This is a genomic window from Bacteroidota bacterium (genome assembly GCA_039111535.1).
GTDB lineage: Bacteria > Bacteroidota > Rhodothermia > Rhodothermales > JAHQVL01 > JBCCIM01.
In genome coordinates this window covers 1-21,799 of record JBCCIM010000033.1, presented here as the reverse complement: position 1 = coordinate 21,799, position 21,799 = coordinate 1, and the positions used below count along the sequence as shown (strand labels likewise).

Here is a 21,799-nt window from a genome sequence, read left to right as displayed (position 1 = left end):
GAACGCAACGTTCGCCAAGACTTCCAGACCTATGACTCGACGGATATTACCTCTCCGCTCTCTGCTGCTCTTCTGCAGCCTGTTCCTGATTGCTGCTGCACCAACCACTGTATTGGGCCAATTGGCGTCTTCAGATCCGATTGTTGTCCCTGAAACAGACGACCCATTTGAGCCGGCTTTCAAGCCGAGCCTCTACATTTCCAAACGTGCCGGAGAAATCAATATCGACGGGGTAATCGATGAAGCCGGCTGGCGTGCTGCTGCCCGGGCTGAGAATTTTTCTGAAACCTTCCCCGAAGAACAGGCCCGGCCGCCCATCGATATTGCCGCCTTCTTTACCTACGATGATGAAAATCTGTATGTAGCATTTGATATCAAAGACAATCCGGCAGACATACGGGTGAATTACAGTGACCGGGATGCGATCTGGCAAGACGATTACGTTGGCCTCGCAATCGACACCAATGGTGATGCACAGGAAGTCTATTTCATCGCTGCCAATCCGCTGGGTATTCAGGGTGATACTCGGATAACGCGTAACAACGAAGACCTTGGCTTCAACCTGGTGTACAAGTCCGAAGGCCGCGTACACGAAGGCGGGTACCAGGTTGAAATGCAGATCCCTTTCCGGAGCCTTCGATTCCCCGAAACCGACATCCAGACGTGGAACGCTACGGTGTGGATCACCCATCCTCGGGATAGCCGTAATACGTATTCCTGGGCAGCCATGAGCCGCGACAATCCTTGCTGGGCCTGTCAGTTTGGTTCTATTGAAGGGATTGAGGGCGTGCGTTCTGCCGGCAACCTCGAAATTCTGCCGGCTTTCACTGGCACCCAGGCAAGCCAGCTCAATGATTTTGACAATCCAGATTCTGGTTTTGACAGTGATCGTATTAATACCGACCCTTCACTCAACGTGAAGTATGGTATTACTTCTGACCTGACCGCTGACCTCGCAATCAACCCGGACTTTAGCCAGATTGAAGCGGATGTCGCCCAGATTGATGCCAACTCTACTTTTGCACTCTTCTTCCCGGAACGCCGGCCGTTTTTCCAGGAAGGCAGCGACCTTTTCGATACCGAAGTGCAAACGGTGTACACCAGATCGATTAACGACCCGATTGTCGCCAATAAAATGACCGGCCGGTTTGGAAAAACCAACGTTGCATACATCGGCGCACGCGACAATACCTCGCCGTTGCTGATGCCTTTTGAGGAAAGCAGTGAGTTGGTCAACGTCGGCAAGAGCTTCTCGAATATTGTCCGCGTTAAACACAACTTTGAAAACAACTCCTATATCGGTGGCCTGGTAACAGATCGCCGGCAAGATGAAGGGGGAGGGGGTACAACCGTATCGCTGGATGCCACCTGGCGTATTGCTACGCAGTATCTGATCAACGCGCAGTGGGTCGGTAGCCGCACGGAAGAAGTCAATGACCCCACCCTGAGTGAAGGATTTAATGACGAGACCTTCGACAATGGCAACCATACGGCTGCATTGGATGGTGAAACGTATAATGGCCACGCCATGACGTTCGAATTCCTGCGTGACGGTCGGCACTACTGGTTCGAAGTTGGTTATGAGCAACTCAGCCCAACATTCCGTGCTGACAATGGCTTTATCCGCCAGAACAATGTCCGCGACTTTGGCTTCTTCAACGGGTTCAATATTTACCCTGAAAAGATCAACTTCATCGACCGCATCAGTCCACGTGCCGGTTTTGGCCGCGAGTGGAATTTTGATGGCTTGCAAAAAGAAGATTTTGGATTCATCGGGATGTTTGTCCAGATGAAAGCCCAGTCTCGCGCCTTTGTTGGCTATTCCGCTGAGCGTGAGCTATTCCGCGGTACCGAGTTTGATGGCATCCACGAGTGGGACTTTTTTGCAGCAAGCAACTTCAGCGAGTTTATCCAGCTTGGTGTCGAACTGGAGACAGGTAAGGCTATCGCCCGCAATGTGGATACACCTGAACTGGGTAAATCATTCAACTATGCGGCATTCGCGACCATTCGTCCTACTTCCCGGCTAAGCTTCGAACCAACGTTGAGCTACTCTCGCCTAGAAGACAGCGACACTGGAGAAAACTTCTTCAGCGGATACATTTTGCGTGTACGGACGAACTACCAGTTCTCTCGCCGGCTCTTCCTGCGCACCGTGGTGCAGTATAACGACTTTGCCGAGCGTCTTGAGGTAGATCCCCTGCTGACGTACCGTATCAACCCGTTCTCAGCCTTCTACATTGGCTCAACGCATGATTACAACACATTCCCGGGCCGCACACAAGACGCCTCGCGGTTCTTGCAGGAGTCACGCCGGCAGTTCTTCTTCAAATTCCAGTACCTGTTCAGAACCTAGTCCACGACTTTTCCTCCAGTTAAGCAAGTGATATAGAGGAAAGAGCGGTCCGGCTCCCGTTGTTCATTCAGCGGGAGCCGGCTGCTTTTTGTGTAATGCCGATTGTCGAATGCCGATTGTCGAATGAGGGATAGGAGTCCGTTTTACACCTCTCGTTCTGCGCTCACGAAGGATCTCGGGTTTGCAGATAGTGCAATAGCGATTTACAGATTAAGGACAGGCGATCTGCTTTCCCCCACGTCATCGTGAGCAGCGCGAAGGATCTGGGCGGGCAGTTAGCATGGCCCTGCTTCCCCCTGGCGCCAGGTGACGGGCTGGAAGCAACACCATGTCGAGCACGCAGTTTTTTCCAGCGGCATGCCAACTAAAGCCGCGTTGGGTTGTCTGTTTTAATAGAATCGTTAAGAACCCACGACTCCTTACCATTCAAAAGGCGACGACGCATGCACGTATTGAGCAGCTTAATCTTTTCAGCACTGTCACTATCCGCTGGTTGTGAGCCCGATGTTGTGCGTATCGGCACGCTAACCTATGACCGGGCTTGCCTCGAATTATCGGAAGGACAGTCGGCGATGACACTGCTCGATGCAAATGGCGACGGCCATCTCGATTTGGCCGTGGTAAACGAATCATTTGATGAACTGGTACTCTTTGCTGGAGATGGCAAAGGGACGTTTACCCGAATGGGGCGGACAAACGCAGGAGAAAATCCGACAAGTGTTATGGCCGGCGATGTGAGTGGTGATGGCCATGATGATCTCGTAATTGCCAACCATGAGACAACTTATCTTACCCTCTTAAATGGTGATGGTACAGGCGCTTTTGCAGCAGCTGAAAACTCGCCATTGCAGGTGCCCGTAGCGCCGCATCCGCACATGGCCGGCCTCAAAGATATGAATCAGGATGGCCGCCCGGATATTTTGATTGACCACAGAAATGGCGCGGGTATCCTGGTGTTAGCAGGATTGGGCGCCGGCCAGTTTGCGTCTGAAGGCCGTTTAATCAATGTAGGTGGAGATCCGTACCGAGGCTTTGCGATAGGCGATGTGAATGGCGATCAACTGCCCGATATCGTCACACCCAATCCGTCGGAAATAGGGGTGATCCTGCAGGCACAGGACGGTGAAATGACTTTTCAGCAACCGGTCTTTCTTGCATCTTCTTCGCCGTTTGCGGTTGATCTCGCTGATTTTAATGGCGACGACAGGCTCGACATGGTTGCGGCTTCAGCAGGCAGCCGGCAGTCTGTTCAGCTATTTTTGCAATCTGCTGAAGGACACCTGGTGGAAGCGGCTTTCTCTCCTTTCGATATGGCAGGTGGGGCAAAACAAATTGTGGTTGGTGATCTAAACGCAGACGGATATGACGATGCCCTCATCGGTTGCTGGAATCAGGAAGTGTTGATGCTGCTCGGCGGGAAGGGGCCCGTACAGGCGTTGCCATTGCACGACGTCGGCACCCCGTGGGGGATGGTTGCCGGCGATCTGAACGGAGACGGGCGTGATGATTTTATTGTAGCTGACGGTGAGCACTCTGCAGCCCGTGTTTTCTTGAGCAAGGCAGATTGATCAGGACAGTTATTCCAATACAGGCGGTTTGCGGTGGCGGGTGCCTTGCTCATAGGCATACGCGAGTCTAATGAGCGTCGGCTCGTCGAACATGCGACCAAGGAACTGCAGGCCAGCCGGCAGATTGCCTGTCGTGAAGCCCATCGGCACCGTAAACGCGGGTTGCCCGGTATGCGGCGAGATAATCTGCGAATTGTCGCCTTTGTAGCCTTCCATAAAATCGTCGAGCAGGGAAGGGGGATGATTCCAACTCGGATATACGATGGCGTCCAGGTTTAATCGATCCATTTCATTTTCAATTGCCTCTCTGAAAGCGATGCGAAGCGCATCCGTGAAAGGATCTTTACAGGCAATGTTGGGTGCTTCACTTCTCCCTTCATTTTCCAGCATATAATTGAGTCCGTCACCTACAAACGCTGAGTAGCCGCCATAGGCAATGACATCCTCGAGTGTTTGGATGGAATCACGCTTTACGTATGTGGCCAGGTATTCTTCCAGGTCATTTTTGAACGCTGCGCACCATTGATTTTGTCGCAACGAAGCAAAGTCAGGGATTTGCACAGGGTCTACTATCGCGGCCCCAAGGTGCTGCAAATCTTCAATGGCCTGCTCAAACAAGGCATTTACTTCGGGGTGTGGGTCGTCGTCACTTAGTGCCCGCAGTACGCCAATACGCGCACCTTGTAAGCCATCTGGCTGCAGAAACTGCATATAGTTCTCTGGAATTTTGCCTTCACTATATTTTGTGACGGGATCAGCTGGATCATGTCCAGCGATAACTTCCAGCACACGGGTAGCATCCTCAACTGTACGGCACATGGGGCCGCCAACATCGTTTCGCAGGTAGAGCGGGACGATGCCTTCGCGGCTGGTAAGGCCGAGGGTTGAGCGAAAGCCAACAAGTGCATTGTGGGATGAGGGGCCGCGAATGGAATTGCCTGTGTCTGTACCGAGGCCGATGGTGCCGAAGTTTGATGCTACGCCGGCGCCCGTCCCGCCACTTGAGCCAGCCGGCACATGGGCCAGGTTGTACGGATTGCGGGTTGTGCCGGCAAGCGAGCTTTCTGTGTGACGCGGGCTAAAGGCCCATTCTGCCATGTTCGATTTGGCGATGATGATCGCGCCGGCCTCTTTTAGCTTGCTTACCTGAAAGGCATCGGTGTCTGGCGTGAATCCTTTGAGCGCCACCGAGCCGGCCGCTGTTTGCAGTCCGATGGTGTTGTAATTGTCTTTCACAATCATCGGTATGCCGTGTAGCGGGCGCAGCGTACCGTTGTTTTGCAGTTCGATATCCAGTGCACGCGCATCTTCGCGTGCATCTGGATTGATCAGCACAATAGCATTCATGCCCGTTGCCTGGTCGAATTGCTGGATGCGCGCGATGTAAGCTTCGACAAGTTGCTCTGCTGTGTAATCGCCATTATTGTACGCGTTGTGGATGTCGGCTACAGTAAGCTCTGACAGATCTATTTCAACAGCATGCTGGCGCGGTTGGCAAGCGCTGACCAGGGTGACAAGAGCAACAAGAATAATGCGGATCATGGGCAGGGGAGGTACAGGATGTTTTGTGATTCCGTACACGCAAAGTACTGGTTGTCAGTTGCTTTGTAAATAAAGGATACCTACCGGTTTACGTAGCGCCTTTGCAACACGTGCGTTGCCGTTTTTTGATCTCCCACAAAATGCCATCTCTTTGCTTGATACAAATTGCCAAAATATCCGTTTTAAGCGGCAACCTCGCCAATATTCATCGGTCTTGTAATTGCCGCTTTCCTGCGCCTTTACTACCTTAATAAACTCCGTGCTAACTTTTTCGAGCAACGCTTTTATAACATCCAATCACTATGGCTACATTTAATCTCAACGTCAATGGCAAAACCCTCCAGGTTGACGTCTTGCCAGATACGCCCATGCTCTGGGTCTTGCGCGACCATCTGGATTTGGTGGGGACCAAATTTGGGTGTGGAATTGCCCAATGTGGGGCGTGTACCGTACATCTGGACGGTGTAGCGGTTCGGTCTTGCTCCGTGCCGGTTTCGGCTGTTGGTGAAAAGCCGATCACAACCATTGAAGGCCTGTCTGAAGCGGGTGATCATCCGCTCCAGGAAGCCTGGGTTGAACACGATGTGCCTCAATGTGGCTATTGTCAGGCCGGCCAGATCATGAACGCTGCCGCTTTTCTGGCAAGGAACCCCAAACCAACCGATCAGGAGATCGAAAACGCAATGAACGGCAACATTTGTCGCTGCGGTACCTACGTCCGCATCCGGGCAGCTATCAAGGATGCAGCTGGAAAAATGGGCTAATCTTATCACGCAAAGAGATTCACTACCGTGGCTACAATGAATTCAACAGTACTAAAAACAACCGTAAACAGACGATCATTTTTGAAAGCGTCTGCCCTTGCAGGCGGTGGCATGATGCTGGGCTTCAATTGGTCTGCAACGCCAGCTGCTGCACAGGCAAGCGGCGTTTCTGCATGGCACAACGTAAATGCTTTCTTGAAAATTAGTGACGATGGCATCGTTACCATCATGTCCCCGAATCCGGAAATTGGGCAGAATGTAAAAACCGCGATGCCAATGATTGTGGCGGAAGAGCTGGATGTGGATTGGAAAAATGTGGTGGTTGAACAGGCTGGATTGGATACGGGTAAGTTTCGTCGGCAGCTTGCCGGGGGAAGCCAGTCAATCCGTCAAGGCTGGAAGGGCCTGCGTATGGCCGGCGCTTCAGCACGCCGCATGCTACTGGACGCGGCGGCAAAGGCTTGGGATGTGCCTGTTGCAGAGCTGACCACTGAGGCGGGGGTGATCTCACACAAAGGCAGTGGTAGAACCATTGGATATGGCAGTGTGGCTTCTGCTGCTGCCGGCATGGCGGTGCCTGAAGAAGTTGTGCTGAAAGACCCGAAAGACTTTAAAATCATCGGGACGAGCCAGAAAAACGTTGACGCGGTCAAAATTATCAAGGGTGAGCCGCTGTATGGCATCGATTACAAAGCTGAGGGTATGCTGATTGCAATGATCGAGCATGCGCCGGCGTTTGGGATGAAAATGAAATCCCTTGATGATGCGGAAGCCCGTGCGATGCCCGGTATCCATGACATCTTTACGATTAACGTAGCGCCTGAAGGGTTTGAGCCGCAATGGTCGGATATCAACGCTTTTCCTGAGAAAATTGTAATTCTGGGTAATTCTACCTGGGAAGTGATGAAAGCGAAAAAAGCGCTGAACGTGGTGTGGGAGGCAACCGGGGCGTTGGAAAGCTCTGCTGATCATGAAGCTGGCCTGACAGATCTGTTGCAAAACGGCACCACCGAGCCGGCGCGACGTGATGGTGATCCGGAGGCGGCTTTTGCAAATGCTGCACAAATTGTTGAGCGTACGTATGCAGCGCCGTTCCTGGCCCACAATACGATGGAGCCCATGAACTTCTTCGCCGACGTAACGGCGGATCATGCAACGCTACACGGGCCAATTCAGACACCAGAATTTCTCCGCAGTTCGGTTTCGAAACTATTGGGAATGTCTGAAGAGCAGATTACCATTGGCATGACCCGGATGGGCGGTGGTTTTGGCCGTCGGCTGTATGGTGGAGATTTCGGCCTGGAGGCCGCAATGATCTCCCAGAAAGCCGGCGTACCGGTCAAACTTGTGTACACCCGCGAAGACGACATGACGCAGGGGACCTACCGGCCGGCTTACCAGGTTATGTACCGCGCGGCACTCGACGAAGACAATAAATTGATTGGGTTCCATGTGCGTGGCGCCGGCATCCATGGAAGCCCTGTGTTTGCCAACCGATTCCCTGCCGGTACAGTTGACAACTACCTGGCAGAGAATTTTACGCTTGAATCTGACGTCTCAACGGGCGCCTGGCGTGCGCCGCGGTCGAACTTTATTGCAGGGGCTGAGCAGATGTTCTTGGATGAAGTTGCTGAAGCAGCTGGGAAAGATCCTATTGATTTCCGGTTGGCCCTCTTTGAGCGTGCCATTGCAAATCCTGTTGGCGAGAGAAATGATTATGATGCGGCCCGGTATGCCGGTGTGCTGCGCCTGATCAAGGAAAAAGCTAACTGGGGTGCTGATACGCCTGGTGTTTATCGGGGTGTGTCAGCTTACTTTTGTCACAATTCGTATGTGGCGCAAATTGCCGACGTTGTGATCGCAGACAACATGCCGAAGGTACACAAAGTTTGGTGTGCTGTCGACTGCGGAATCGTTATTAATCCCGGCAGTGCGCTCAATCAGATCGAGGGTGGCATTGTGGATGGCATCGGACACGCCATGTACAGCGCGATGTCGTTCGAAGATGGTGCGCCTGATCAAAATAACTTCAATCGTTACAAGTTAATCAGAAATCCGCAGGCCCCGAAAGAGATTGAAACGTTCTTTGTCGATAACGGCATAGATCCAACCGGGCTGGGTGAGCCTTCCTTGCCTCCCGTAGCTGCAGCGCTTGCGAATGCGCTGGCAAAAGCAACAGGTAAGCGGCTCTACAAACAGCCATTTTTCAACGTTCAGCGTGAGTACTTTGAAATCAAAGACCCGGTCGGATAAACGAAACGCAATACAGTAGTAAAAGGCGCAGCAAATATGCTGTGCCTTTTTTATTGGTGCATTTTAATGAAAAGGGGACTACTGTTCAGTTTTTATGTAATCGGTAAGCCTGCCATTCGAAGGAGTGCCGCGCTTTTGAGCTATGGCATGCTGATAGAATTGCTCATATTGCGGGATGATGTGCTCATTCGCAAACTTCTCAACGGCAGCCTCGCGTGCTGCTTTGCCCATTTTATGGTGCAAATCGTCGTTTTCAATCAGCATTCTTGTTTTTTCTGCAAAGGCGTCAATGTCGCCTTCCGGGCATAAGAATCCAGTTTTGCCATCTTCAACAAGTTCAGGCAAGCCGCCAATATTGCTGGCAACAACGGGGACTTCGCAAGCCATGGCTTCGAGGGCCGCGAGCCCAAAGGTTTCAGAGCCACTGGGGATGATGAAAACGTCGGCGATAGACAGAATCTCCTCAACCGCATCCTGTTTTCCCATAAACCGAATCTCATTGTAGATCCCCAGTTTGCGGGCCAATCGTTCAGCCGGCATCCGGTCGGGGCCATCGCCAACAAGCAACAGCTTCAGAGACAATCCGGCTTGCCGCAGCTTGTGGAAGATCTCCACAACGTGCAGGGTATTTTTGATGGGTCGAAAGTTTGATACATGCACCAGCACTTTCTCGCATTTCGGGCAGAGTTCTTGCTTGAGTGTCGAGGTATCCAGCCGCTGGAATCGCTCTGTATCAATAAAGTTTGGAATGACTTTAATATCCCGCTTGATATCAAAATGATTGATGGTTTCCTGGCGTAAATAATCAGAAACAGCCGTGATGCCGTCCGATTGATTCATGGAATAAGTTACTACAGGTTCAAAAGAAGGGTCTCTGCCAACCAGGGTTATATCAGTACCGTGCAAGGTTGTGACGACAGGAATATTAATACCCTGTTCCGCGAGAATCTGTCGCGCCAATACGGCACTGGTTGCATGAGGAATTGCGTAATGAACGTGGAGCAGGTCCAGTTGCTCGTGTTTTGCAATATCCGCCATTTTGCTCGTTAGTGTGAGCGCATACGGGGGATATTCAAATAATGGATAAGATGAAACGGCTACTTCGTGGAAGAAAATGTTAGGGGTTAACTTACCTAGCCTGAAGGGTAGTGCATAAGAAATGAAATGGATTTCATGGCCTCGAGCTGCCAACGCAATGCCCAGTTCAGTAGCTACAACACCGCTACCGCCGTACACGGGGTAACAAGTAATGCCGATTTTCATATTGTCGTTAGAATATGTAGGTGGAAGCAGGCTTATGCCGGGTCTTGGCAACCGATTGGCTGTCAGTAACAAAGCTGGTCTACCCTGCGTTATGCAGTCTGGACACTTGCGCGAAATTGCCTCTTTGGAGAGGTTTCAAACGAGCTTGCAATGCGCAAACTTGTATAGTCAACCATAAATTGGGTGGGTGAACACTGTGAGAACTCGTCAGTAAAAATCAGGTTGCAACCTTCCCTGCCCAGTATTTTTCTTAACACAAGGCCCGCGGGCCGCATATCGTATGAATAAGCAACACAGCAAATTAGCCGTACTCGTACTGGCTTTTGTAGGCTTCGGCCTCTGCACAACGCCCATCGCTCAAGCCCAGATCGGGTTTTCTGCAGGATATAATTTCAACAAACTCACAGATGTAGATCTGGGAGGCGGACTCTCCAGCTTTGAAAATGCCGCTGGTTGGCATGCTGAGTTGTGGTTTGATCTGCCTATCGGTGGACTTGCCCTGCGGCCGGGTCTGCGCTATATGTCTGCCGGCAGTATTTTTGAATTTGCCAACGATGCAGATCCCAACTTCCGCGACAACTTCAATATTAACCTGTTTGAAATCCCACTTGATTTCCGTTTCAGGTTCAATATGGAGATTCTTACCCCGTTTATAACGGTCGGGCCAGTGCTGCGCTTTCCATCGGGGTCGCGCGACGAAATTGAGGGGATGAACAATGTAAGTGTAGCCGGGGGCTTTGGGTTTGGTATCGAGTTGGATATGGGTTTGTTTATGCTCTACCCGGAAATGAAATACACATTTGGTTTGTCTGAGTTTACAGGCAGTGAGTTTCAGATAGCCGGCCGTACGTTCTCAACAACTGATACCCAACTCCTGAACGGCGTGATGTTACGCCTCGGGGTAGGGTTGTAGCTTACGTTCGAGGTACTGCCTTACAGGGTCCGTCATTGATTACGGATTGGTAGCAGACCAAAATAGAAAACGGGTTTCAGGATAGCTCCTGAAACCCGTTTTGATTTTGTGAGGTTGCCTCAGACCAGTGTAAGTGATCTGCTAGGAAATGCCCTCATAGAACCGGAAGCGACGTTCGTCGAGCGCGTAACGCTCAGGCGTCTGAATTGGTTGGCTGCCGTAGGCCCACGCGGGTTTTTTGCGGCCAACCATAGACTGTTCACTGTAAAAGTGCAGGGTCTCAGCAGAGAATGGCCGGTAATCAGGCCGTGCGAGACGCACATAGTAGGCAATCGTAAGCGCACGTTGCCAGCCATCCTGGTTGTGTGATGGCATCAATGAACGGTAATAGCTCGATTTAGGCGAGTCAGCGTTAAAAGCGCTAAACTGATAAGGGTCGAGTACAACCCTGCGGTACGTTGTTTTGCCTCTGTACGTAGATTCTACGCGGTTGCGCACTACCCATGCAATCAGCTCCTGTTCTTCAGGGCGATTGGTTTCAGAGTAAATGCAGCGGGCGAGCCAAAGGGTTTCTGAATCTATAGAAGAAGCCGGAATAAGCGGCAACTGGTAAGGCCGCAACTGGATTTCTTCTTTTGTACTTGCAAACGTTACCTGAAATACAGAGTCAGCAGGTGCTGTCAGGGAGTCGGTTGCGACGCCTTCTACAGACGTTGCAAACATTGGCTCTGCATTTTCTGGCATCAATTGGGTAAATGCACCCGTTGAGCCTAACACCAACAAAGCAAGCGTTGCAGTGAAGATGATGGTACGCGTTTTATCTATTTCTAGGTTACGCAAGGTATTGCACTGGGAAGTTTCTGAGGGCATCTTCAGTCATCGAAATTGTCGCTTTTATGCCGTTTTGACAGGTCTTGCAAACAATTTGCGATGAAGCAGTTTTGATGGCACATATCATGCCGATTTTTCAGAAAGCCTGCTTAACGAAAGATTAGGGAGCTTGTTTCACTAGCTTGAGGCTCAAGCCGAGTCTCAAGGTGGGAGTCAAGTCAATTACTTTCGAATTCAATGAATATCTTTTGAACAAAGAACAGGCGGGCTTTTACAAAGGCTTGATATCGCCAAACCATTTCGGATTCTTAAATGGCCAGTTGCTAATCAAAAACAATTCTTAACATGAATATATGTAATATATATGTTTAATATCCTGTCTGAAGAAAAGATTCTGTTTGCAACCGATGCTTTCGGGAATCTTGGAAATATTACGTTATGTAAAGGGAATCGACTTACCGCTAAGGATCTAAACTATATAGACATTTTGCTTATTCGCAGTGGTACCCGGGTCGACCATGCGTTACTTGCCGGTACCCCTGTGCAATTTGTGGCTTCTGCCACGGTAGGCACTGATCATGTAGACAAAGCCTATCTGGTGTCGCGTAACGTACCGTTTTACCACGCGCCGGCGTGTAATGCAGAATCTGTTGTTGAATACGTGTTGGCAGCCCTCTACGAGGTTGCTGCGCGCCAAAAGACCACCTTGAAAGGGAAAACGGTTGGCATTGTTGGCGCCGGCAGCATCGGTGGCCGTCTGGCAAAACGCCTGCCGGCACTGGGGATGCAGATACTGGTGAACGATCCCCCTCAGTTTGGCAATAAACCAGGCCATACACACCCGTTTCCCGTGGTTTCACTCGACACCCTGCTTGCGCAATCAGACATTGTTACCACGCATACACCGCTTACCAAAACCGGCGCGCACGCAACGCATCACTTGTTAGACAAAGCGCGTTTGCTGCAAATGAAGCCCGATGCCTGGCTGGTTAATGCAGCTCGGGGTGCTATCGTATCCAATGAGGCGTTGAAATCCGTGCTTAAAGCCGGCCACCTGGGTGCAGTTATTCTCGATGTATGGGAATACGAACCCGAAATTGATACGGAGTTGCTATCGCTGGTCGATATCGGGACGCCGCACATCGCAGGACATTCTTATGAGGGCAAGGTCAACGGTACCATTCAGATTTACGAGGCGTTTACCGCGCACTATGGGGTTGATGGCGGCTGGGAGCCAGCCAGTATCCTCCAGCCGACAGCAGAAGATCAACTCTTGTTGGAGATGCCGGCCGTGCCCGTTGACGACGAAGCGTGGATGCTGAATGTGATCAGGCAGATGTACGATATCCGGGCTGATGATGCTGCTTTCCGGGCATTATTGAGTTTGCCGAAAGTGGAGCAGGGCGCGTTTTTTCTGGCTTCTCGCAAAGGGTATCCACGCCGGCGTACGTTTCGGCTTCATCATTTTGACGCATCAGCCGCGTTGCCGGAGGTGGCGCGCAGGAGGTTGGAAAAGGGGTTGTACATGCAACCATAGCGCTCGACATCGTAACAGGACGTCACAAATTTGCCCCTTGAGAGAGGTGAATTCGATATAGAAAGTCCGCATCGAAGGGTTTAGGATGCCTTAACCGGACGCCTCCTCCTGCATATCTGCCAGTGAGCGCCAGATACCGTACCAGCGGTTGTTTGCGTGCTTCAGGGTCCAGATATCGCGTCCGGAACTCTGGTAGGTTTTCCCTTCGAGTTGGTAGGTCATAACAAACGTAGTATTGACCATGGCCATATCGCCAAAAATGTCGACGCTTGCGTTGGCGATACCAAACGCGAGGGTGCGTGCCATTTTTGTGTAGGCGATGTAGCTGTCTACCACGGCTTGCTTGCCGCGCAGGTATTGATCAAAGTCTGGAGACGTCATTACACAATCAGGGTGCAAGTGCAACGCAACTTGCTCGGCCCGATCATTTACCCAGGCTTCATTGATTGCGTTGATTACGCCCCAGACCTCGCGCTCCTGTTCAGTTTCAAAAGAAATGGCCATAAAAGCAGTGTGATTTGGTCTGTTCTATTGTTTGCCGTACCCAAAAGACTTGAGCAAATTGTCATGATTTCGCCAGCCTTCGCGGACCTTCACGTGGAGTTGTAGAAAGATTTCCCGGTCTATGAGGGCTTCGATGTCTTTGCGCGCCGCAGAGCCAACGCGTTTCAGCGCACTTCCGCCTTTGCCGATCAGGATGCCTTTTTGTGAATTGCGTTCGACAACAATTTCAGCGTCGATCAGGTCCTTTTTCTTTTCCCGCTCCTTGTATACTGTAATATTAACCTGGGTTGAATAAGGGATTTCTTTGCTGTAAAACTCAAAGATCTTCTCCCGGATAATTTCTGCAACAAAGAAGCGCACCGGGTGCTCGCTGATCATTTCTTTGGGGTAAAAGGGAGGGCCGGCCGGCAGGTAGGTGAGAAAGAGTGATTTGAGCCGATCCAGGTTGGCGCCTTTTAGCGCCGAAATAGGGATAATTCCTTCAAAATTGTACATCTCGGCGTACGCTTCAGCCAGAGGCAGCGCCTCTTTCTCTGGAATCAGGTCAATTTTGTTGATGACAAGAAAGACGGGCTTACCTTTGAGAACACCCAGGTCCATAACGTCTTTAGGGTCATCGCGTACATCGACAATCATTAAGATGACATCTGCATCATCAGCCGCGCTGTGGACGTTGCGCATCATGGCTGCGTGCAGCTTGTATTTGGGCTCCAATACGCCGGGGGTATCCAGGAAAATAGCCTGGTAGTCATCCGTAGAATGTATACCGAGTACCCGGTGCCGCGTCGTTTGCGGTTTAGAGGTAACAATCGACATTTTTTGCCCAACCAATGCGTTAATCAGCGTGCTTTTACCCACATTGGGTTTGCCGATCAGCGCGATATATCCGCTACGGTGGGGAGAGGGGATTTCGGTATTCTTGCTCAAAACGGGTTTGATTTTATTCGCCTGAAAAATTCAGTTTTTAACAATTTGTAACATTTCGCGTACGGCCTGTTCGAAACCAATAAACATGGCACGGGCAATAACCGCAAAACCAATCGACACTTCGCTGATGTACGGTACGTGTTGTTTGAACAGGGCATAGTTGCTGTAATCGAGTCCGTGGCCGGCATGGACGGTAATGCCCATAGCATGCGCCTGCGTTGCGGCAGCGGCCAACCGTTCGATTTGGCGCATCCGTTCTGCATGGGAGGCAGCTACAGCGTATTCACCCGTGTGCAATTCAATACAGTTTGCCCCCGTTGCCGCAACCGCTTCGATTTGTGCAGGGTCAGGGTCGACAAAAAGGGCTACTTCCTCTATGCCGGCGTCGAACAACTGTGCGGTAACCGCTTTGATCCGCGATTTGTGTTTAATAATGTCTAACCCGCTTTCAGTGGTCACTTCTTCCCTTTTTTCAGGGACAAGTGTCGCCAATGGGGGCTGGATCTCACAGCAAAGCGCAATGATCCCCTCATTCATGGAGAGTTCAAAATCCAGTTTCGTCTTGACAACCTCTTTGAGTATTCGCACATCGCGTTCATTGATGTGCCGCTCATCCACGCGATGGTGGAAAACAATCCCGTCTGCGCCGGCCGTTTCAGCGAGTACAGCAGCGTGAACCGGGTCAGGAAAGGCCTCCCGGCGTGCATTGCGCAAGGTTGCCACATGGTCAATGTTTATTAATAAACGGGTGATTTTTTTGGTGGATGTGTTCATTTTCGGGCAGGGCAACTATCTTAAAGCTAAGTGGTCTTTTTTTATACCACACGCAGGTATGAGCCTCAAACTTCACATGGTTCACCTTTGTTTTGTCAATTAACCGCGCATCCCACGCGAGGGGAGTTGCATTTAGAAGGAAGGGCCAGTATTTTCAACGCTCATATTCTTGTAGGACCCCGAGAATACATGCATTTGAGTGCGCACCAGCATTTAAATGCAATTATCCGTCGCAACCAGGGGCGTTATCACCCACGCGACGCGTTAAAACGAATTACCGTACCACCAAAACCCACCCGGAGTAAATCGAATTATGGCTTCAGGTAGCCTTCGTACAGGCCTTCAGATTCTTTTATGGGTCTTGATCGCAGCATTGTCGTATTTCTTGTACCTCTCTATTACAGAGCCGTATGAAGAAATTGAACGGCAACAAGAATTGACTGAACTGACCCGCGCACGTATGGACCAGGTGCGCCAGGTTGCTATTCAGTATGAATCACAATACGAGCGTTTTCCTTCAACAATCGACTCGCTGGCGCTTTTTGCCAAGATGGATTCCGTCTTTAGCATGAAGCGAGATAGCGTACTCGGTATGGAACTCAATCTCGATTCGCTGATTTACTCGCCGCGTACCGGCAAGATGTTTACATACTCAACGAACGACACATCCCGCGTCAAAACATATTTGTTGGCAGACCCGGATTCTGACGACTCAATTGGCACTTTATTGTCGGATGTGACGCTGCTCAATGCAGCCAGTTGGGAATAATAATCCCTCGTACATTCAGGTGGCTCCCGGGTCAGTAATCTGGACGTGACAAGAAGGGAGCAGAGGATACCCTATGGGAGCTTTTGTGCGGGCCGGCGTTGACCTGTATGAGTCGACGCTGCGCTATGCTGAAGTCGAACGGAATGGTTCTGACTATAAATTGTTGAAGCTGGGTAGCTGCGAGTTTGATTTTAATATGGCGCGTTCCCTCTCTGAGGGGGCGCAGCCAGCCCAACTCGAAACACTCACCGAAGCCCTAAACGACGTTTTTTCGGAATCTGTCGCTACGGAACTGAACGTTGTGTTTCACCCCAGCAACTGCTTTTCTTTCTTTACCCCGCTCTATGTGGACCTTACCGAGGATGAGCGCAAATGGCGCCTCCAGGAAGAAGCCACCTTGCTTACCTCGACCACACCTCCGTTGCCCTTGCATCTGACTGCAGATGTTGTGCGCACGGAAAAACTCGACAATGGTCGGGTTGTGGAGTGGTTTCATGTCCTTGGCGTTCACGAGCGCATCCATGGTCAGTTGAACGATATTTTATCTGCCTTACCGCACGACCATTTTCGGTTCAATTTGAGTACGCGGGGTACCGCCAATGCGATTGAAGCCATGGCACGCAATGAGAACATGATTGCTGGGGCTGATGCACCTTATGCCCTCGCCATTGGCTACTATAAAACCCACATTGAGTACGTGTTGTGTCAGGACTTTGCCTGGAATTACAGCCACTACACCGATACCAGTACGCCTACAGATAGCGTCTATTTCGCGCTTTCCCTGTTGCGCCGGCTCAATATCGACCGTGCCGCTGTGGGGCAACTTTACATCTATGGCGAAGATATCGATGCTGAGGTGTTCTCAGTATTGCAGGAGATCTTTAAAAAAACACCCGAAGTGCTGAATCCCATGGAAATTGTCTCCCTCGACCGTAAAGGTCCGGGTATGCATTTTACCGCAGAAGCGTACGCACCCTGCATTGGGATCGCGATGTAGCAGCGGGACCGCCGCTCAACTACATCGCATTGTCTCTTGTCTGATTGATCGCTTACCACCTATGCGTATCATAGCCGGCTCGTTACGGAGCAGAACCTTAAAAGCCCCCAAAGGGCACCTGACGCGACCAACAACGGATCGTACGCGCGAATCGCTTTTCAACCTGCTCACCAGCCGAATAGATTTTGAAGATATCCAGATCCTGGATTTATTTGCTGGCACCGGTTCGCTTGGTCTCGAAGCCATTAGCAGGGGCGCAAATCTCGTCTATTTTGTCGAATCGAACAGCCGGGTGATGAAAATATGCCGCGAAAACGCTACGACCCTGGGTGTTGACGAGGCCACGGTATTCTACCAAACGGAAGTTGCCAGTTTTTTGCGATCTTACCACGGTGAGCCGTTTGATATTGTTTTTGCCGATCCCCCGTATGCGCTGGACGGCATAGAGCGTTTGCCCGATCGTGTTTGGCCTTTGCTCAAGCCGGGCGGCATGTTTTCGCTCGAACACGATCAGCAACACAATTTTGAAGACGATGACCGGGTAGTGCGGGTAAAGTCGTACGGACGGACCACTGTCTCTATTTTTCAAAAGTAACAGCCCTTTTGCGCAGACCCGTTTCTCGCAAGTCTCAACCAAGCTGAAGCAATGCGTGTAGCTCTTTTTCCTGGTTCTTTTGATCCCTTCACCCTCGGACACCTCGATCTGCTCGAACGTGGCCTCAGTATTTTCGACCGAATTGAGGTCACGGTTGCAGTGAATTCCTCCAAAAAGGCACTCTTTGATCCAGAGGAACGCTGCCAGCTTATCGAGGCCTGTGTTGCACACCTGGATCGGGTTTCGGTACACAGTTTTAAAGGCTTGATCGCGGATCATGCGCGCGAGCGGAATGCTGTCGCCTTACTACGAGGATTGCGCCAGGTGAGTGATTTTGAGTACGAGCGGCCGATGGCTGATGCCAATCGAAAACTAAATCCGGGGCTTGAGACTGTGTTTTTGCTGCCGGCGCAGGAATACGGATTGATCAGCTCAACAATTGTTCGTGATGTGCATCGTTGGGGAGGGGATGTTTCTTCATTTGTGCCTCCGCCAATTTTGGAAGCGCTTCGTTCAAAAATGTGAGATCAAAAACGCAAGTACTGAGTTCAGGAGACGAAGCTGGGGCATTTTACGGTGATGCATTTACACATGCCTGACCAGCCGCTTTTGTTACTGTACCTTAAAACCCGTTTCTAGCATGTCTGAAGCTACTTTGTCCGTAGAAGTGAATCCCCGCGTTGCATCAATGCAGCCCTCTGCAACCCTCGCGATGACCGGCCGCGCCATGGAGTTGCGCCGGCAGGGAAAACCTGTAATCAGCCTTAGTGCTGGCGAGCCCGATTTTGCGACGCCCGCAGAAATTTCTCAGGGTGGCCAGCAGGCCATTGAAGAAGGCTTCACCCATTATACCCAAAATATGGGGATGCCCGAATTGCGGGAAGAAATCCAGAAAAAGCTGAAGCGGGATAACGGGCTCGATTACGGACTCGACCAGATTCTTTGTTCAAATGGTGCAAAGCAGTCTGTAGCACTGGCCATCTCTGTGCTGTGCCGGCCCGGCGATGAAGTGTTGATTCCTGCACCTTACTGGGTAAGTTACCCCGAAATGACGCGCTTTGCCGGCGCAAAGCCTGTAGCGCTACCTACGGGTGTTGACCAGGATTACCGCGTTGACGCTGCCGCCCTCGAAGCTGCCATCACGCCCAATACGCGGATATTTATTCTTTGCTCGCCCTCAAATCCTACGGGTTCGGTGTATAGCCGCGAAGAAATGATGGCGATAGCAGACGTCATGCGCCGGCATGAGCACGTTTACATTTTGTCGGATGAGATTTATGAGTACGTACTTTTTGATGCCGGGCATACCTCGTTTGCGGCTTTGCCGGGTATGAAAGAGCGGACCATCACCGTGAATGGTTTTTCAAAGGGATTTGCGATGACGGGGTGGCGGCTGGGCTACATGGCCGGCCCAAAACCCATTGTAAAAGCAGCTTCCAAAATTCAGGGACAGTTCACGTCTGCACCCTGCAGCATCACCCAGCGCGCAGGCGTAGCCGCTTTGCAGATGGATAAAAGCAAGCTGAAGCCGATGGTCGATGCGTTCAGGAGCCGGCGCGATTTCATGTTAGACGCGTTGCTACAAATTCCGGGTATTCGCTGTCCGAAACCAGAAGGCGCGTTTTACCTTTTCCCCGAAGTATCCGCGTATTACGGCAAATCAACACCTGAAGGCAAGAAAATCGAATCTAGTCAGGATTTGTGTTTCTATTTGCTCGAAGAACACAACGTCGCCCTGGTGCCAGGGCATGCGTTTGGTGCTCCCAATGGCCTCCGTATTTCTTACGCTGCAGCGCAAGCCGACCTTGAAGAAGCGATGCGTCGCATCAAAAAAGGTCTTGAAGCGTTACGGTGATTTGCGAAGCCGGCTTTACATGTTTTTAGCCAATAGTACACAGCAGGGGCATGCCCCTGTTTGCTGTTTTTAGCAAGCCGGCCTTTGTTTGTAAGCGTTAACCCAGAATTCAGGAGAGCAGGAATCCCTTGGAACCCAATCCAACATCGCTGAATCCCGTACGAGCTGAGCGTACGGCCCGGAGCGTGTCCGGCAAATCTGCAGATGCAGAGCCTCGCGATCGTTATTGGCTGCATGCGTTGTTGTTTATACTAACGCTGGTTTCTACGGTCATCGCTGGCGGTCAGTGGGTTGGGCGCTCTGCGCTCTACGTAACGGGAGATCCGACAAGCCCATGGACGCTTCTGCTCGATCGGGCCTTTTTACTGGATGGCTTTCGCTTTGGCGGCTCTCTGCTGCTGTTTCTTACGGTACACGAATTTGGGCATTACTTTGCTGCCCGCTACCATGGCATCCGCACCTCTTTACCCTTCTATATCCCAACGCTGACACTTGGGCTTGGGACCTTGGGCGCCGTTATTCGGATTCGCGAACCCATTCCAACCACACGCAAATTATTTGATATTGGTGTCGGGGGGCCCATTGCCGGCTTTGTCGTTGCGCTTGGTCTCTTGCTCTATGCGCTGGCTACATTGCCAGATCCCAGTTATATCATGGATCTGGATGGGCACGAAGAACTCAAAAACTACGTGCAGCAATTTGGCACCTATCCCCGGCGGTCAATGGACCTTACACCGCCGGATGGCAACAGTTTTACCATCTTGGTAGGGCAGACTCCCCTCTATTGGATGCTGACACAGCTTTTCGACAATGTGCCGCCAATGGACGAAATGTACCACTATCCGATCCTGTTTGCCGGGTGGATGGGCCTGTTCTTTACCGCACTGAACCTGTTGCCCGTTGGACAACTCGATGGCGGACATATCCTGTTTTCCCTCGTAGGACATAAATGGCATACCAGGCTTGCCCGCGGGTTTATCGTGCTGTTGTTGGTCTCGGGATCCATTGGGTTTGTTGAGGACTTTTTCCCTTCGTTGTTTGCAATGAGCGAAGTTGCCGGCCGGCTCGGGTGGTTTATTCTTTCTGGTATCCTGTATTTCTACCTTTCCCGCGTATTCAAGGGTAATCATCGACTTATCGCGCCGCTATTGCTTGGCATTATTTCTGTAACGGTGTGGGCGCAGTACGACAAAGCATTGTTCAGCAGCTTTGGATATGCCGGCTGGTTTATATGGTGCTTGCTAATTATTTATCTGATCAAGGTTGAGCACCCTCCCGTACTTCAGCCACAAACCCTGACACCCGGCAGAAAAGCTTTGGCGATCCTTAGCATTGTGATTTTCCTGCTTTGCTTTAGTTTTGCACCGTTGCGCGTGATTTAAAGGGATTGCGGGCAACTGGCGCCGTATGTGTGCTGGATCTTCTTTTTGAAACTGCCGTATGAATTCGCAACCAATCGCGCTTCAGATTTCTTCTCACAAATGGACACGGTATGACCGCAGTTTGCTACTGTTTTGAGATTATACATTAGGATTTTTTTGTTGTAGTGAACACAGGTTTACCCATGTTTTTCAATACTGGCAAGCGACGCGGCAAAGGGATGTCCGCCCCGCTTGTATTGGGCCTTCTTCTGGTTTTTGCTGCGGGATGTGATTCGCTTCCCGAGCAAACCGATGCGTTAAGCCGGCCCCCTGAAGTCTCCAACCTTTCTTATTCCCCGAGGCAACTCGATCTTGGTACTGCACCCGCTGGCTCCGTGGTAAACGGAACGGCAAGGGTTGACTTCAGCATTTCAGCAGAGGCAGCAGACCCCGATGGTACCGTTTCATCCGTTCGCTTTGTATTGCGCCCGCCGACGGTTGGCAGCGATCCGCTTACCAATGTTGAAATGGAGCCGCAAGTAGACGGCACCTACGTACTCAACTATACCCAGGAGCTTAACGAAGGCGAGACGGGTGATTACACCCTTGAGCTCTATGCGGTTGATAATGCCGGCACGCTCAGCAACCGGGTTTTGGGCACCTTTACCCTGCTGAATGTCCAGGATCCGCCGGTGATTGAAGCTATCGAAGCGCCGGCTACAGTGACGCGCCCTGCTGAAGGCACAACAGCGTTCCAATTGATTGCTACGGTCTCAGACCCGCAGGGTGTGGCAAACGTCGCTTCTGTGCTTGCCTGGAACGTAATCAACCCACAGGCCACATTTGGACTTTTTGACGACGGCGCAGGAGGGGATGATGAAGTTGCCGGCGACGGCCGATTTACAGCCACCGTCCAAATTTCCAGTTCCAATGCACCCGGCGTGAACACCATCGCGTTCCAGGCTACCGATCGTTCTGGCCTGCGAAGCG

At 51.3% G+C, this 21,799-nt stretch carries 19 protein-coding genes; 13 read left to right on the top strand and 6 right to left on the bottom strand.

The window, feature by feature from the left end:
* The first annotated feature begins 31 nt into the window (after positions 1-31).
* Entirely contained in the window at positions 32-2,356 is a 2,325-nt protein-coding gene (locus AAF564_07605; GenBank protein MEM8485400.1) for a DUF5916 domain-containing protein, read from the top strand.
* 443 nt (positions 2,357-2,799) lie between these two features.
* Positions 2,800-3,924 (top strand): VCBS repeat-containing protein, encoded by a 1,125-nt coding sequence (locus AAF564_07600; protein ID MEM8485399.1) that lies wholly within the window; start codon positions 2,800-2,802, stop codon positions 3,922-3,924.
* Between the two features lie 9 nt (positions 3,925-3,933).
* Here AAF564_07600 and AAF564_07595 read toward each other — a convergent pair whose 3' ends face one another.
* The gene (locus AAF564_07595) at positions 3,934-5,466 is read right to left on the bottom strand and encodes an amidase family protein (protein MEM8485398.1); all 1,533 of its coding nucleotides are present in this window, start codon (positions 5,464-5,466) and stop codon (positions 3,934-3,936) included.
* Between the two features lie 302 nt (positions 5,467-5,768).
* Here AAF564_07595 and AAF564_07590 point away from each other — a divergent pair, with 302 nt between their 5' ends.
* Complete coding sequence (locus AAF564_07590; GenBank protein ID MEM8485397.1) at positions 5,769-6,230, top strand: (2Fe-2S)-binding protein; 462 nt, start codon at positions 5,769-5,771, stop codon at positions 6,228-6,230.
* A gap of 36 nt (positions 6,231-6,266) precedes the next feature.
* Entirely contained in the window at positions 6,267-8,483 is a 2,217-nt protein-coding gene (locus AAF564_07585; protein MEM8485396.1) for a molybdopterin cofactor-binding domain-containing protein, read from the top strand.
* 78 nt (positions 8,484-8,561) lie between these two features.
* Here the strand turns inward: AAF564_07585 and bshA are convergent, their stop codons facing one another.
* Positions 8,562-9,746 carry an N-acetyl-alpha-D-glucosaminyl L-malate synthase BshA gene (bshA, locus tag AAF564_07580; GenBank protein MEM8485395.1) on the bottom strand — a complete coding sequence of 395 codons (1,185 nt, stop codon included), beginning with the start codon at positions 9,744-9,746 and terminating at the stop codon, positions 8,562-8,564.
* 280 nt (positions 9,747-10,026) lie between these two features.
* Between bshA and AAF564_07575 the strand changes: the two genes are divergently transcribed.
* Positions 10,027-10,659: an outer membrane beta-barrel protein gene (locus AAF564_07575; protein ID MEM8485394.1), complete on the top strand. Its 633-nt coding sequence runs from the start codon at positions 10,027-10,029 to the stop codon at positions 10,657-10,659.
* A 141-nt stretch (positions 10,660-10,800) separates the two neighbouring features.
* On the opposite strand, the gene AAF564_07570 is transcribed toward AAF564_07575, so the two are convergent.
* Entirely contained in the window at positions 10,801-11,499 is a 699-nt protein-coding gene (locus AAF564_07570) for a hypothetical protein (protein ID MEM8485393.1), read from the bottom strand.
* 355 nt (positions 11,500-11,854) lie between these two features.
* On the opposite strand from AAF564_07570, the gene AAF564_07565 reads away from it, so the two are divergent.
* Complete coding sequence (locus tag AAF564_07565) at positions 11,855-13,027, top strand: 4-phosphoerythronate dehydrogenase (protein MEM8485392.1); 1,173 nt, start codon at positions 11,855-11,857, stop codon at positions 13,025-13,027.
* Between the two features lie 90 nt (positions 13,028-13,117).
* On the opposite strand, the gene AAF564_07560 is transcribed toward AAF564_07565, so the two are convergent.
* Genes AAF564_07560 through AAF564_07550 form a run of 3 tightly spaced genes read right to left on the bottom strand, consistent with a single transcriptional unit; the run spans position 13,118 to position 15,211 of the window.
* Positions 13,118-13,531 carry a nuclear transport factor 2 family protein gene (locus tag AAF564_07560; GenBank protein MEM8485391.1) on the bottom strand — a complete coding sequence of 138 codons (414 nt, stop codon included), beginning with the start codon at positions 13,529-13,531 and terminating at the stop codon, positions 13,118-13,120.
* A gap of 24 nt (positions 13,532-13,555) precedes the next feature.
* The gene (era, locus tag AAF564_07555; protein MEM8485390.1) at positions 13,556-14,458 is read right to left on the bottom strand and encodes a GTPase Era; all 903 of its coding nucleotides are present in this window, start codon (positions 14,456-14,458) and stop codon (positions 13,556-13,558) included.
* 30 nt (positions 14,459-14,488) lie between these two features.
* Positions 14,489-15,211 (bottom strand): pyridoxine 5'-phosphate synthase, encoded by a 723-nt coding sequence (locus AAF564_07550; protein ID MEM8485389.1) that lies wholly within the window; start codon positions 15,209-15,211, stop codon positions 14,489-14,491.
* A 334-nt stretch (positions 15,212-15,545) separates the two neighbouring features.
* Between AAF564_07550 and AAF564_07545 the strand changes: the two genes are divergently transcribed.
* From AAF564_07545 to AAF564_07515, 7 genes are all read left to right on the top strand, one after another.
* Positions 15,546-16,001, top strand: coding sequence for a hypothetical protein (locus AAF564_07545; protein ID MEM8485388.1), 456 nt, complete (start codon positions 15,546-15,548; stop codon positions 15,999-16,001).
* Between the two features lie 73 nt (positions 16,002-16,074).
* Positions 16,075-16,998 carry a hypothetical protein gene (locus AAF564_07540; protein ID MEM8485387.1) on the top strand — a complete coding sequence of 308 codons (924 nt, stop codon included), beginning with the start codon at positions 16,075-16,077 and terminating at the stop codon, positions 16,996-16,998.
* A 61-nt stretch (positions 16,999-17,059) separates the two neighbouring features.
* Positions 17,060-17,593: a 16S rRNA (guanine(966)-N(2))-methyltransferase RsmD gene (rsmD, locus tag AAF564_07535; protein MEM8485386.1), complete on the top strand. Its 534-nt coding sequence runs from the start codon at positions 17,060-17,062 to the stop codon at positions 17,591-17,593.
* A gap of 51 nt (positions 17,594-17,644) precedes the next feature.
* The gene (gene coaD / locus AAF564_07530; GenBank protein MEM8485385.1) at positions 17,645-18,118 is read left to right on the top strand and encodes a pantetheine-phosphate adenylyltransferase; all 474 of its coding nucleotides are present in this window, start codon (positions 17,645-17,647) and stop codon (positions 18,116-18,118) included.
* Positions 18,119-18,233: 115 nt separating this feature from the next.
* Positions 18,234-19,448, top strand: a complete 1,215-nt coding sequence (locus AAF564_07525; protein ID MEM8485384.1) for a pyridoxal phosphate-dependent aminotransferase — start codon at positions 18,234-18,236, stop codon at positions 19,446-19,448.
* Positions 19,449-19,576: 128 nt separating this feature from the next.
* Positions 19,577-20,830: a site-2 protease family protein gene (locus AAF564_07520; protein MEM8485383.1), complete on the top strand. Its 1,254-nt coding sequence runs from the start codon at positions 19,577-19,579 to the stop codon at positions 20,828-20,830.
* A gap of 182 nt (positions 20,831-21,012) precedes the next feature.
* A partial coding sequence (locus AAF564_07515) for a hypothetical protein (protein ID MEM8485382.1) occupies positions 21,013-21,799 on the top strand: 787 nt, incomplete at its 3' end.